This is a genomic window from Bradyrhizobium algeriense, from assembly GCF_003062295.1.
GTDB classification, from domain to species: domain Bacteria; phylum Pseudomonadota; class Alphaproteobacteria; order Rhizobiales; family Xanthobacteraceae; genus Bradyrhizobium; species Bradyrhizobium algeriense.
Genome location: NZ_PYCN01000003.1, coordinates 617,973 through 629,983, shown reverse-complemented (window position 1 = coordinate 629,983; position 12,011 = coordinate 617,973). Strand labels below are relative to the sequence as shown.

At 61.0% G+C, this 12,011-nt stretch carries 11 protein-coding genes; 1 reads left to right on the top strand and 10 read right to left on the bottom strand.

Features of this window, described 5'->3' with window-relative positions; genetic code table 11:
• Positions 1 to 40 precede the first annotated feature (40 nt).
• The 4 genes from C7G61_RS10550 to C7G61_RS10535 all read right to left on the bottom strand — a co-directional run bounded on the left by C7G61_RS10550 (position 41) and on the right by C7G61_RS10535 (position 4,220).
• A complete protein-coding gene (locus tag C7G61_RS10550) occupies positions 41 to 919 on the bottom strand; it encodes an ABC transporter permease (RefSeq protein WP_108513994.1) in 879 nt (292 codons plus the stop codon).
• 1 nt (position 920) lies between these two features.
• Complete coding sequence (locus tag C7G61_RS10545; protein ID WP_108514104.1) at positions 921 to 1,802, bottom strand: ABC transporter permease; 882 nt, start codon at positions 1,800 to 1,802, stop codon at positions 921 to 923.
• Between the two features lie 72 nt (positions 1,803 to 1,874).
• Positions 1,875 to 3,173, bottom strand: coding sequence for an ABC transporter substrate-binding protein (locus C7G61_RS10540; protein ID WP_420836747.1), 1,299 nt, complete (start codon positions 3,171 to 3,173; stop codon positions 1,875 to 1,877).
• A gap of 12 nt (positions 3,174 to 3,185) precedes the next feature.
• Positions 3,186 to 4,220, bottom strand: a complete 1,035-nt coding sequence (locus C7G61_RS10535; protein WP_108513992.1) for an ABC transporter ATP-binding protein — start codon at positions 4,218 to 4,220, stop codon at positions 3,186 to 3,188.
• A gap of 253 nt (positions 4,221 to 4,473) precedes the next feature.
• Between C7G61_RS10535 and atzD the strand changes: the two genes are divergently transcribed.
• Complete coding sequence (gene atzD / locus C7G61_RS10530) at positions 4,474 to 5,601, top strand: cyanuric acid amidohydrolase (protein ID WP_108514103.1); 1,128 nt, start codon at positions 4,474 to 4,476, stop codon at positions 5,599 to 5,601.
• 89 nt (positions 5,602 to 5,690) lie between these two features.
• On the opposite strand, the gene upp is transcribed toward atzD, so the two are convergent.
• From upp to C7G61_RS10500, 6 genes are read right to left on the bottom strand one after another with little or no spacing between them, the layout of a single operon-like run.
• On the bottom strand, positions 5,691 to 6,326 hold the full coding sequence (gene upp, locus C7G61_RS10525; RefSeq protein WP_108513991.1) for a uracil phosphoribosyltransferase: 636 nt from the start codon (positions 6,324 to 6,326) through the stop codon (positions 5,691 to 5,693).
• Positions 6,327 to 6,361: 35 nt separating this feature from the next.
• On the bottom strand, positions 6,362 to 7,894 hold the full coding sequence (locus C7G61_RS10520; protein ID WP_108513990.1) for an ABC transporter ATP-binding protein: 1,533 nt from the start codon (positions 7,892 to 7,894) through the stop codon (positions 6,362 to 6,364).
• Positions 7,891 to 8,574, bottom strand: coding sequence for a biuret amidohydrolase (gene biuH, locus C7G61_RS10515; protein WP_108513989.1), 684 nt, complete (start codon positions 8,572 to 8,574; stop codon positions 7,891 to 7,893). Before biuH ends, C7G61_RS10520 begins: the two co-directional genes overlap by 4 nt.
• Positions 8,575 to 8,587: 13 nt before the next feature.
• Positions 8,588 to 9,514, bottom strand: coding sequence for an ABC transporter permease (locus C7G61_RS10510; RefSeq protein ID WP_108513988.1), 927 nt, complete (start codon positions 9,512 to 9,514; stop codon positions 8,588 to 8,590).
• A gap of 1 nt (position 9,515) precedes the next feature.
• Positions 9,516 to 10,625 carry an ABC transporter permease gene (locus C7G61_RS10505; protein WP_108513987.1) on the bottom strand — a complete coding sequence of 370 codons (1,110 nt, stop codon included), beginning with the start codon at positions 10,623 to 10,625 and terminating at the stop codon, positions 9,516 to 9,518.
• Positions 10,622 to 11,734 (bottom strand): BMP family ABC transporter substrate-binding protein, encoded by a 1,113-nt coding sequence (locus C7G61_RS10500; protein ID WP_108513986.1) that lies wholly within the window; start codon positions 11,732 to 11,734, stop codon positions 10,622 to 10,624. Before C7G61_RS10500 ends, C7G61_RS10505 begins: the two co-directional genes overlap by 4 nt.
• Positions 11,735 to 12,011 lie beyond the last annotated feature (277 nt).

Genomic DNA, 12,011 nt, shown 5'->3' with positions numbered 1-12,011 from the left:
GGTGTTCGGGCTGACGATCAGACGACACATGAGGCTGGTTCTACACCATTCCCTTGCCCGCGTCCGACCCGTGACGCCGTTGTCGCGCCTGGAGCACAAGAATGACGATCAGGGCCGAAAAGATGACGAGAAAGGATACGGCGCTCGTCAACGTTCCAAGCGCATAGATATCCGGCTTCGTCACCGTCGTCGTCAGGCCTTGCAACTCAAGCGGTAGGGTGTTGACGGACCCGATCGCCTGGCTGGAGCGCGCGAGTTCGTCCCAAGACAAGGTAAAGCCGAACAGACCAATGCCCACGACGGACGGCAATATAATTGGCAGCACCACATGGCGAAATGTTTGCCATGGTGTTGCACCGAGGTCGCGCGCCGCCTCTTCAAGCCGGCCATCGAACCGGTTGAAAATCGCAAACATGATCAAAAGGCCAAACGGCAGGGTCCAGGTAAGGTGCGCACCAAGGCCTGAGGTAAAAAGCCCCATTGCCGTCGTCCAGCTCTCGGCGCCGCTTTTGATGATGAAATCATCAAGCAACCGGAATTCCAGTGCGATGCCGAGCGAAGTGATGATCGACGGCATGATCAGGCTTGCGATGGCGACATAAAACAGGAAGGTCGCGCCGCGGAACGATTTGCGAAAGGCCATGCCCGCCGAAACCGAAAGCACGACCGTCAGGACCATGACGACGAGGCCGAGCTTGAGCGACCGCTGGAAGGCCGCACCGATGTCGACGATGCCGGCCCCGGCGAACACCTTGCCGAACCACACCAGCGAAACGCCGTTCATTGGAAAGGTCAGGCCGCCGTCGGGGCCCTGGAACGAGAGGATGTAGATCGCAATCATCGGTCCGTAAAGAAACAGCACATAGGCCGCGAAGAACGCTGCCAGAACATAAAAGGATCGCGACCGCTTGTCGCCCATCTCACAGCTCCTTGCGGATATCGACGATCCGCGTCAGCGCCGAAATGATCATGATCGTGATGCCGAGCAGGATGACGGCGTTGGCTGCGGCCGCGGGAAATTGCAACGCATTGAGGCGCGCCTCGATGATCTTGCCCGCGGAAGCGATCTGCTGGCCGCCCATCACGCCGATCGTGACAAAATCACCCATAACGATCGTGATCACGAAAATCGAGCCGATCACGATCCCCGGTTTTGCCAAGGGAATGATGATATTCACGAGGGTCTGCCACCCGGTAGCTCCAGCATCATAGGCGGCCTCGATCAACCGCTTGTCGATCCGGATCATCGAATTGAAGATCGGCACCACCATGAAGAATGTGAAGAGGTGGACGAGGGCCAGCACGACAGAGAACTCGGAGAACAGTAGCCATTCCAGCGGCTGCTGGATCAAACCCGAGCCCTGGAGCCCCTTGTTCACCAGTCCATTGCGGCCAAGAAGTGGAATCCACGCGATCATGCGGATCACATTCGAGGTCCAGAACGGAATCGTGCAAAGCAGGGAGAGTACGATCTGCCAGGTTTTGGATCGGACGTGGAACGCGAGAAAATAGGCAACCGTGAATCCGATCAGCAGCGTCAGAACCCAGGTCAGCAGGCACAGTTTCAGGGTCTTCAGGTAGGTTTTCAGGATCGTGCATAGGCCGGGCAGTTCGGCGATGCACCCTTCGAACGTATCGGTGTAACCGCGGAGACTGAAGGCGGGGAGCATTTCGTATTCATTATAGTCCCACGCACTGACGATCGTCACAAGCACCAGCGGCAACATAAAAAACAGCGCGAAGATCAGCATCATCGGCGCGGCTTGAAGCCACGCGACAAAGGATTTGCGGTCTTGAAGCATTTGGAGGCCGATCTCAATCAAACCGGAGCGGGTCTTGCCGGGCGCGTTGGCCCGGCAACTCCCGGCGCGGCATCAAGCGGCGATGAATTCGTTCCACTTGCGCACCATGTAATCGTTCTCGTCCATGACGGCGTTCCAGCAGGCGACGCCGCCCATGCGGTCGTCGTAGGAGCCTCCGTCACGCTTGGAGCCGGCTTTCTCCAGGATGGTGCCGTCGGGCGCCTTGATATCGCCGACAGCCGCCTTGCCCTCCATCCAGTAGCCCCATTCGTCCGCCGTCATGTTGGCCTTGGCGGTGGACAGAACGGCCGAATAATAGCCCTGGCGATTGAGATAGGCGCCAGCCCATCCCGATAGATACCAGTTCACGAATTCATAGGCCCAGTCGAGCTTCGGTCCCGAGACCGCCTTCGACACGCAGAACCCTGACGCCCACGAGCGATAGCCTTCCTTGAGCGGTTGGAACGTGCAGGCGATTCCCATCGAGCGCACCTTGGTGACCGCGGGAGACCACATCGACTGAATGACGGTTTCACCTGCGGCCATCAGGTTGACGGACTCGTTGAAATCCTTCCAGAAGGCGCGGAACTGACCGGCCTTCTTTGCCTCGGTCATGATCTTCATCGTCAGATCGATCTCGGCCTTGGTCATGTTGCCCTTGTCGGCATACTTGTGCTGGCCGGTGGCCTCCACCACCATCGCTGCATCCATGATGCCGATCGACGGGATGTTGAGGATTGACGCCTTGCCCTTGAATTCGGGATTGAGCAGTTCGCTCCAGGATGAAATCGGCCGCTTGATCAGATCCGGCCGGATGCCGAGCGTATCGGCATTGTAGACCGTCGGGATCAGCGTCACGAATTCGGTGGGTGTTGTCGAGAATTTCTTGGAATTGGCTCCCTCGAGGTAAAGCACCTTCCACGGCGCGGTGCCCTGGTCGCCGATCTTCTTGCCGTTGGGCAACTGACCCTTGGTGAACACCGGCGTGATGTTGTCGAATTGCTTGATCTTCTTGGCATCGAGCGCGAAAATATTGCCCGACGGCACCAGCTTCTTCAGCGAGAAATATTCCGTATCGAGCACATCGAACGAGTTCGGCTGGGTGATGACACGCTTGGTCACATCGTCGGTCGTTACGGTGATGTACTCAATTTTGATGCCGGTATCTGCCAGGCATTTCTTCGATATCTCGTCTCCCGCGTTCACCGCGGTCCCGAGGTAACGCAACACTTTCGGGTCGGCCGAGTGGACATAAGGAAATCCGGTGATGGCGCCCGAACCTGCCGCCAAGCCCACCGCACCGGCCGCGCCCTTCAGCACGGCGCGACGGCTGACGCCACGATTGAATTTCGAAGATATGCTCATGATCATCTCCCTAAGATGTCAAGCCGCCTTATCGGGCGGCGGGACGGTTACAGAACGACTGGTCATCAATGGACTTGCCTGCGCCGGGTCCCAGGTGGCGAGAACACGCTCACCGACGGCGTAGTTGGCCGCGTCGAATTGATCTTCGTTGAGTTGGACCGAGATATCGGTTCCGCCTTCGGCGGCAATCGCGATACGGATATAGGTCCCCTGGTATTCGACCTCGCTGACGGTGCCAGCGATCGACGGACCGTCGAAGGCTCCGCCCGGTCTTCTCAGCTTGAGGCGATCTTCGCGAACCGCAAAAGTTTCGTTGCCGATGGCGATGACGTTGTGGCTGCCGATGAATTTCGCCGTGAACTCGGTCCGGGGGTGGTTGAATATTTCACGCGGCGAACCCTGCTGCTCGATCCGGCCGCCATTCATCAGAACCACGATATCGGCGAGCGCCATCGCCTCGTCCTGACCGTGCGTCACATGAATGAAGGAAATTCCAAGTTCGCGCTGCAGCTTTTTCAGTTCAGTTCGCATCCGCAGCCGCAAAAACGGATCGAGCGCCGAAAGCGGCTCGTCCAGCAGCAGGATCTGAGGCGAGGTAATCAGCGCGCGCGCCAGCGCCACGCGCTGCTGCTGGCCCCCGGAAAGCTGCGCCGGCAGCCTCGCCGCATAGGCCTGCATATCGACGAGTTCCAGCAACTTTTTTGCTTCGGCATGGCGCTCCGCCTTGGCAACGCCTTTCATCTTCAAGGCAAAGGCAACGTTGTCGATGACGGAGAGATGCGGGAACAGGGCATAGGACTGGAACATCATCGCCGTGCTTCGGCCGGCAGGCGGCAGATCCGTCACATTCTTCGGCCCGACAAGGATGTCGCCTGAAGTCGCCGATTCATGGCCAGCCACCATGCGCAAGGTGGATGTCTTGCCGCAGCCGGACGGCCCAAGCAGGCAACAATAGGAGCCGGCGGGAATCTTGAGGTTGATGGCGTCAACGGCGGTGACGCCGCCGTACTTCTTCGTCAATTGCACCAGTTCGAGCGCTGCCGTGGTCGTCATCCGCACCATTCCGCACTGTCTTGCCCAGGACCCGGCGACCTTGGCGCCGGGAACGCTATCCGGAATTGGATGCAACAGATGTGCCAAAAATTGCGACAGATGAGACAAAAAGTGGGCAATCGGGAATGTTCATGAAGGCGACCGCGTTTCCCTAGTCCGAGTCAGGGAGGAAGAGGGATCAATTGGAGGCGCCGGTAGCCGTTACGGCTTGCCATATCTTTTCGCCGGCCCGAAGATGCCCAAGGGGAAGAGCATGCGCACAACATCGGTCAACGTCGTTCGCATTGCCACCAAAGGCCCCGGTGATGTCTCCGGCCTGCTGGGCTTGATCGAGCAAGGCAAGATCGATCCAAAGTCGATCGTCGCGATACTGGGAAAAACCGAAGGCAATGGCGGCGTCAACGATTTCACGCGGGAATACGCCGTTTCCGCGCTCAGCGCTGCCCTGGCGCCCTTTATTGATCTGCCACCGCACCGCGTGGAGCAGCGGATCGCGTTCGTGATGTCGGGTGGTACGGAAGGCGTGCTTAGTCCGCATATCACCGTCTTCACGCGTGAGAGCGTTGCAAATCGCGTTTCCCCAGACATTTCCGGAAAACGCCTCAGCATTGGGATGGCGCACACGCGGGATTTTTTGCCCGAGGAGATCGGGCGCAGCGTGCAGATCAGGGAAACGGCAAGGGCGGTGGCCGCGGCCATGGCCGAAGCTGCCATCGTCGATCCGCAGGATGTCCATTTTGTGCAGATCAAGTGTCCGCTCTTGACTAGCGACCGCGTCGAAGCGGCAGCTGCCCGTGGGAACAAGACCGTTACAAACAGTGCATACGGTTCGATGGCGTATTCGCGCGGGGCATCGGCGCTGGGAGTAGCGTTCGCCCTTGGCGAGATCGAGGGCGAGATTGACGACGAGCATGTCCTTCGGCGGTTCGATCTGTTTTCGTCCGTAGCGTCCACGTCGGCCGGCATCGAGCTGATGCACAATGTGGTCATTGTCCTGGGCAATTCGACATCGTCGGCCGCCCCGTTCGAGATCGGACACGCCGTGATGCGCGACGCAATTGATTCCACAGCCGTGATCAAGGCGTTGAAAAGCGTGGGACTGCACATCGAAGACGGGTCCGGGCCGCCGATGGCGAGCCGCCAACTTGTCAACATCTTCGCCAAGGCGGAAGCCTCGCCAAACGGTAGCATCCGCGGATTTCGTCACATCATGCTTGAGGATACGGACATCAGCTCAACCCGGCACGCCCGCGCTGCTGTCGGCGGATTGATCAGCGGCTTGTCGGGAACCGGCGCCGTCTATGTTTCTGGCGGGGCCGAACATCAGGGCCCGCCTGGCGGCGGACCCGTAGCCGCAATCGCCCGGCTATCACCAAAATAATTCCGACTGAGTATTGGGCTTCTCTTGCAGTAAGGAGCGGTCAATTTCGTCTTATTGCTGCTGCAGGGCAAAAGCAACGCCGCGCACGCTTACTTGGTGCCGAACATTCTGTCTCCGGCATCGCCCAAGCCGGGCACGATATAGCCGTGATCATTCAGCCTCTCGTCGACAGCAGCGGTCCAGATCGGGACGTCAGGACACTCAGTCTGAAATCGGGCAATCCCTTCGGGGGCCGCGAGCAAGCAGACGAACCTGATGTCTCGGGCACCTCGCGATTTGAGCAGGCTGACCGCGGCGCAAGCTGAATTTCCCGTCGCCAGCATTGGATCCAATAGAATCACGATGCGATCTGACAGATCCTGTGGCGCCTTGAAGAAGTATTCCACAGCTTGAAGAGTTTCCGGATTCCGGTAGAGGCCGATATGCGCGACGCGCGCTGACGGAACGAGCGCCAGCATGCCGTCGAGAAATCCGACACCCGCCCGCAATATCGGAGCGAGTGTGAGTTTCTTGCCCGCGATTTTTGGCGCCTTCATTGCAGCGAGCGGCGTATCGATGTCGACCATTTCCAAAGGCAATTCCCGGGTGACCTCATAGCAGAGGAGCATGCCTATCTCGTTCAGAAGCTCGCGAAAGCCCTTGGTCGAGAGATCCTTGTCGCGCATCAGCGAGAGCTTGTGCTGGACCAGGGGATGGCTGATGCGATTTACGGTTTTGGATGTCATAGGATCGCTTTGTAATTGACCATCGGCCCTGACCGTCAGTGGCCCGCCATGTGTCGCCCGATTTCGGTGAGATTGGCTTCGCTGGCGCGGGCCTCGTGGACAAATTCACCGTGGAACATCACGACCAGACGATCCGACAATTCGAGCAGTTCGTCGAGATCCTCGCTGACCAAAAACACCGCGGCGCCGCGATTGCGGGCAGCCATGATCTCGGCGTGGATCTGGGCGACGGCGGCGAAATCGAGCCCGAAGCAGGGATTGGCGGCGATCAGCACCTCGACCTCGCCGCCGAGTTCGCGCGCCAATACCGCGCGCTGCACATTGCCGCCCGAGAGTGCCGAGATTGGCGTGTCCGGCGTGCGGGTCTTGATCTTGTACAGCCCGATCTTGCGCTCGGCATCCTTGCGGAAGGCTGACCGGTTCAGCCACCAGCCGCTTTTGGCAAATGGCGCACGGTCGAATTCACGGAACGCGATGTTGTCGGCGACGCTCATGCCGCCGACGCAGGCGTTCTTCAAGGGCTCCTCGGGAAGCAGCGACATCTTGTGCCGGCGCATCTCTTCGCGGCGTGCATGATAGAGATCGCCGCGGACGCGGACCTCGCCGCTTTCGGCCTCGCGCTGGCCGGCCAAAACTTCGACAAGCTGCCGCTGGCCGTTGCCGGAGACGCCCGCAATGCCGACGATCTCGCCGCCGCGCACGGTAAGCGATACGCCGCGGACGGCGATGGCCCCGGCATCGTCGAGCGCGGTGAGGTTGCTGAGTTCAAGCCGGGCTTCCCCGACTTCGCCAACCCGTGGCGGCTGGACCGTCAACTGTTCAGCGCCGATCATGGTGCGAGCCATGTCGTCAGGCGTGAGTTCGGCGACCTTGCCGTGTCCAGCCAGTTTGCCCCGGCGCAGGATCGTCACGTCGTCGGCAAACGCCATCACCTCACGGAATTTGTGCGTGATCATCAGGATGGTCAAGTCGCCCGCCACGACCATGGCGCGTAGCATGCCCAGCACCTCGTCGGCCTCGCCCGGCGTCAGCACGGAGGTCGGCTCGTCCAGGATGAGAAAGCGCCGCTTCAGGTAGAGCTGCTTGAGGATCTCGCACTTTTGGCGCTCACCAGCCGAGATGTCGGACACCTTTGCGTTGAGCGGCACCTTGAACGGCATCCGCGCCAAAAACGCTTCCAGCGCCTTCTTTTCCTTTGACCAGTCGACGACCGCCGGCACGTCGTCGCGCGCCAGCACCAGATTTTCGGCGACCGTCATCGCCGGCACCAGCGTGAAGTGCTGGTAGACCATGCCGAGCCCGAGCGCATGCGCTTCCTTGGGATTGGCGATCGCCTGTTCGCGGCCGCCGACCAGTACGTCGCCTTTGGTCGCGCGGTAATAGCCCATGATGCATTTCACCAGCGTGCTCTTGCCGGCGCCGTTCTCGCCGAGCAGCGCATGGAACGAGCCCGGCCGCACCTTGAGTTCGACGTTATCGAGGGCGACAAAGTCGCCGAACCGCATGGTCATGGCGATGGCGTCGACGCCGAGCGCCCCGCTGGGTAACGGCGTCTCGCCGATGATCATGACAGCGCTCCGATCAGCGCCGTCGAAGTCGCGACCGCACCGAACACGCCGCCCTGCATCTTGACCATTTTCAGCGCGTGGTCGTGGTTGCTCTTGTCGGTCGCGGCACAGCAATCCTCGATCAGGACGCATTCGAAGCCGCGATCATTGGCCTCCCGCATCGTGGTGTGGACGCAGACGTCGGTGGTGATGCCGGTCAGCACGATGTTCTCGATGCCGCGCAGCCGCAGCATCAGCTCGAGGTCGGTGGCGCAGAACGATCCCTTGCCGGGCTTGTCGATGATGGGCTCACCCGGCAGCGGCGCCAGGTCAGAAATGATCTCCCAGCCGGGCTCGCCGCGCACCAGCACGCGGCCGCACGGGCCGGGGTCGCCGATCCCGGCCCCGATCTGCCGAGAGCGCCACTGCTTGTTGGCCGGCAGGTCGGTGAGATCAGGACGGTGTCCCTCGCGGGTGTGGATGATGTGAAAACCTTGCCCGCGCATCACCGCGAGCAGCTTCTTGATCGGCTCGATCGGCGCGCGGGTCAGCGATAGGTCGTATCCCATCTTGTCGACATAGCCGCCGACGCCGCAGAAATCGGTCTGCATGTCGATGATGATGAGCGCGGTGTTTTGCGGGCGCAGATCGCCATTATAGGGCCACGCATAGGGTTCGGATTTGATGTAGCGCTCGGCCATGGCTTGCTCTCGCTTATCGGGTGATGGACAATTCGGCCGGCGCGCCGGTCAACGTGCGCTTCGGCGAACAGGTGATGATCATGATCGCGAGCGTCAGGATGTACGGCGCGGCGTTGAACAGATGATAGCCGGAGGTTACGCCGACCGATTGCAGCGCCGGTCCCAGTGCCGCCGCTCCGCCAAAGGCCAATGAGGCCCACAGGCACAGCATCGGGTCCCAGCGGGCGAAGATCACCAGCGCCACCGCCGTGATGCCCTGACCTGAGGAGAGGCCCTCGTTCCAGCTGCCGGGATAAAACAGCGACAGGAACGAGCCGCCAATCCCGGCGAGAAAGCCGCCGACCATGGTGGCGCGCAACCGGATCCAGAGCACGGAATAACCCATCGCGCGTGCGGCATCCGAACTTTCGCCCGCGGTCCGGATCAACAGACCCCAGCGCGTGGTTCGAAACGCCCAAAACAAAATCGGCGCGATCGCCACCCCGATCAGGAACAGCACATTGATCCGGAGCGCCGCCCGCACCTGGGGGATGTCGCTCCACCAGCCGAAATCAATCGCCGGCAGGCGCGCCGCGGTCGGTTCGATCAGCGGTTTGCCGAGATAGAACGCCAGGCCTGTTCCGAACAGCATCAGCGCGATGCCGACGGCAATGTCGTTCACCCGCGGCAGCGAGCAAATGCCGGCATGAAGCGCGCCGAGCAGGGCACCCGTGATGCCGGCCGCCAGCACGCCAAGCCAGGGCGAACCCGAGAGATAGGAGATGCCATAGGCGCTCATCGCACCCATGATCAGCGTGCCTTCAAGGCCGAGATTGATGCGCCCCGAGCGCTCGGTGATGCATTCGCCCAGGCTGACGAACAAAAATGGCGTCGAGACGCGGATGGCGCCGCCGAACACGGCCAGGGGAACGGTCCAGAGTCCGATCGATCCGTCCGCCATATCAAGGTTTTCCTTTCAGGAAGCCGATCCGCCCGTACAGCGCGTCGCTGGCCAGGACAAAGACGAAGATGATCCCCTGCAGCACCAGCACGGAGGCGTCCGGTAGGCCCAGTCGCCGTTGCAGCAGCCCACCGCTGGCGCTGATCCCGCCGAGCAGGATCGCGACGGGAATGACGGCCAGCGGATTTTGCCGCGCCAGAAAAGCGACGAGGATGCCGGTGAAGCCATAGCCCGCGGCGAGGTTGGCGTTGGTACGGCCCTGCACGGCCGCGACCTCGATCATGCCCGCTAGGCCGGCCGCGCCGCCTGCAAGGAAGCAAATCGTCAGGATCAGTTTGCTGACGCCGAGGCCGACAATTTTGGCCGCACGGATGTTGCCGCCGGCGACCCGCGCGGCGAAGCCGAACACGGTGTGATAGATCAGGATATAGGACGCCAGGGCCGCGACCAGGCCGAACGCCAGCCCCCAATGCACGTCAGTGCCGGGAATGCTGGCGATCATGTTGGCGGCGCCGATTTCGCGGGTCGAGGGCTTGTTGAGACTGGACGGATCGCGCATCACGCCCTCGACCAGATGGTTGAGGACAGCAAGGCCGATATAGACCAGCAGCAGGCTCGAGATCGTCTCGTTGACGCCGCGGTATTGCCGGAGCGCACCAGCAAGCATGATCCAGAGCCCGCCGCCCGCGACGCCGGCGCAAACCATTGCAATTTGTACCACCAGCGGCGGTGCCCACGGCATGGCCAGAGCGATTGAGGTCGCAGACAAGGCGCCGATCAGCAGCGCGCCTTCGCCGCCGATGATGACCATGCCGAGCTGTGCGGGCAGGGCGGTGCATAGCGCCGTCAGGATCAGGGGTGCGGCGCGAGTCAGCGTGTTCTGCCAGGAGAACCAGGTGCCGAACGCACCCTGGTACATGTAGAAATACAGATCGAGCGGGTTCTTGCCGAACAGGGCCACGAATATGCCGAACACCGCGAGCGCGCCGACCAGCGCCGCGCCGGGTATCAGGATGTATTCGATGGTCGCGCCGTAGCGTTGCAGGAAGCCGGCATCGGCGGCCGGAGCAACTCCGACCGCCTCCACCGGATCCGCCGCGTCGGTGGTCACGAAGTCGCTCCGAGCACGCCCTCGACCAGATAGTCCATCTTCTCTAGCTCAGGATCCTTCTGGCCGCGATCAGTGCCGGCGACAATGACCGCCTTGCCCTTGTTGTCCATGATCGGACCCTTGAAGATGGTGTAGCCTTCGGCGGACAAGAACTTGGCCTTGATGTCGTCGGCGTGCTTGCGAGCTTCCGCCGAGACCGCCTCGCCATAGGGCGAGCATTTCACGATCTCTTCCTTCAAGCCGCCGCGATAAAAGTTCGGGATCGCTTCGCCGGCGGCGATCATCTTGACGAATTTCGGATACAGCGCCTCCCAGTTCCACTCCGCGCCGGTGAGATAGGCCTTCGGGGCCAGCGGCGACTGGTTGACGTGATAGCCGCAGACCATCGCGCCGCGGCGGGCGGCGTTCTCGACCATGGTCTTCGGACCATCGACGTGACAGGTGAGGACATCGACGCCCTGGTCGATCAGACTGTTGGTGGCTTCGGCTTCCTTGACCGGCATCGACCAGTCGCCGGTGAAGATCACCTGCGTGGTCGCCTTCGGGTTGGCAAGCCTGGCGCCTAGCGTGAAGGCGTTGATATTGCGCAGCACCTGAGGGATCGGTTTTGCGGCGACGAAGCCGAGTTTGCCGCTCTTGGTCGAATAGCCGGCGACAATGCCCGAAATGTACTGGGCTTCGTCGATATAGCCAAAATAGCTGCCGGCGTTCGTGGGATCCTTGTCGCTCCACAACCCGCCGCAATGTTCGAAGCGCAGTTTTGGAAACTTCTTGGCCATCTTGATCATGTGCGGGTTGTAGTAACCGAACGAGGTCGGGAACAGCAGCGTTGCACCGTCGAGATTGATCATCGACTCGATCGTCTTTTCGACCGCGTCGGTTTCCGGGACTTTCTCTTCCTCGACCACCTTGAGGCCGGGCAGCTTCTTCAGCGCCGCAGCACCTTGCGCATGCGCCTGGTTGTAGCCGTAGTCGTCGCGCGATCCGACATAGATGAAGCCGATGGTGGTGTCGGCCGCCAGCGCCGAGCGCGCACCAAATGCCGAACCCAGCGTCAGCGCCGCGCCGCCTTGCAACAAATGCCGTCGTGAAATCCTGCCAAAATCCATTGCCTGCTCCCTCTGGGGCGAGCGGGTCGCCCTTCATTGCGCAGCCGCGCCGAAACGGCGGAGCTCAGGAGGGATGTCGCAATGTTCGTGCCAGAGATTTCTCGATGAGCGTTTTGTCGTAACTATTTGAAAATAATTGGATATGACCGCTCGACCGAATCTTGTGCAGTAGGTTATCTGCCTAAATTTACGGCATAATCCGCATATTGTATGCAACGTAGCTGAGCAATCGCAGCTCGATCCGGTTGCCGGTTGGCCGCGCTCAAAGCTAAGTCCT

What these genes read in the sequence shown, in the direction of transcription:
- C7G61_RS10540 (WP_420836747.1), bottom strand. Translation starts at nt 3,173, where the DNA reads ATGATCATGAGCATATCTTCGAAATTCAATCGTGGCGTCAGCCGTCGC.
- C7G61_RS10500 (WP_108513986.1), bottom strand. Translation starts at nt 11,734, where the DNA reads ATGGATTTTGGCAGGATTTCACGACGGCATTTGTTGCAAGGCGGCGCG.
- atzD (WP_108514103.1), top strand. Translation starts at nt 4,474, where the DNA reads ATGCGCACAACATCGGTCAACGTCGTTCGCATTGCCACCAAAGGCCCC.
- C7G61_RS10545 (WP_108514104.1), bottom strand. Translation starts at nt 1,802, where the DNA reads ATGCTTCAAGACCGCAAATCCTTTGTCGCGTGGCTTCAAGCCGCGCCG.
- C7G61_RS10550 (WP_108513994.1), bottom strand. Translation starts at nt 919, where the DNA reads ATGGGCGACAAGCGGTCGCGATCCTTTTATGTTCTGGCAGCGTTCTTC.
- biuH (WP_108513989.1), bottom strand. Translation starts at nt 8,574, where the DNA reads ATGGCCGAGCGCTACATCAAATCCGAACCCTATGCGTGGCCCTATAAT.
- C7G61_RS10535 (WP_108513992.1), bottom strand. Translation starts at nt 4,220, where the DNA reads ATGACGACCACGGCAGCGCTCGAACTGGTGCAATTGACGAAGAAGTAC.
- upp (WP_108513991.1), bottom strand. Translation starts at nt 6,326, where the DNA reads ATGACATCCAAAACCGTAAATCGCATCAGCCATCCCCTGGTCCAGCAC.
- C7G61_RS10520 (WP_108513990.1), bottom strand. Translation starts at nt 7,894, where the DNA reads ATGATCATCGGCGAGACGCCGTTACCCAGCGGGGCGCTCGGCGTCGAC.
- C7G61_RS10510 (WP_108513988.1), bottom strand. Translation starts at nt 9,514, where the DNA reads ATGGCGGACGGATCGATCGGACTCTGGACCGTTCCCCTGGCCGTGTTC.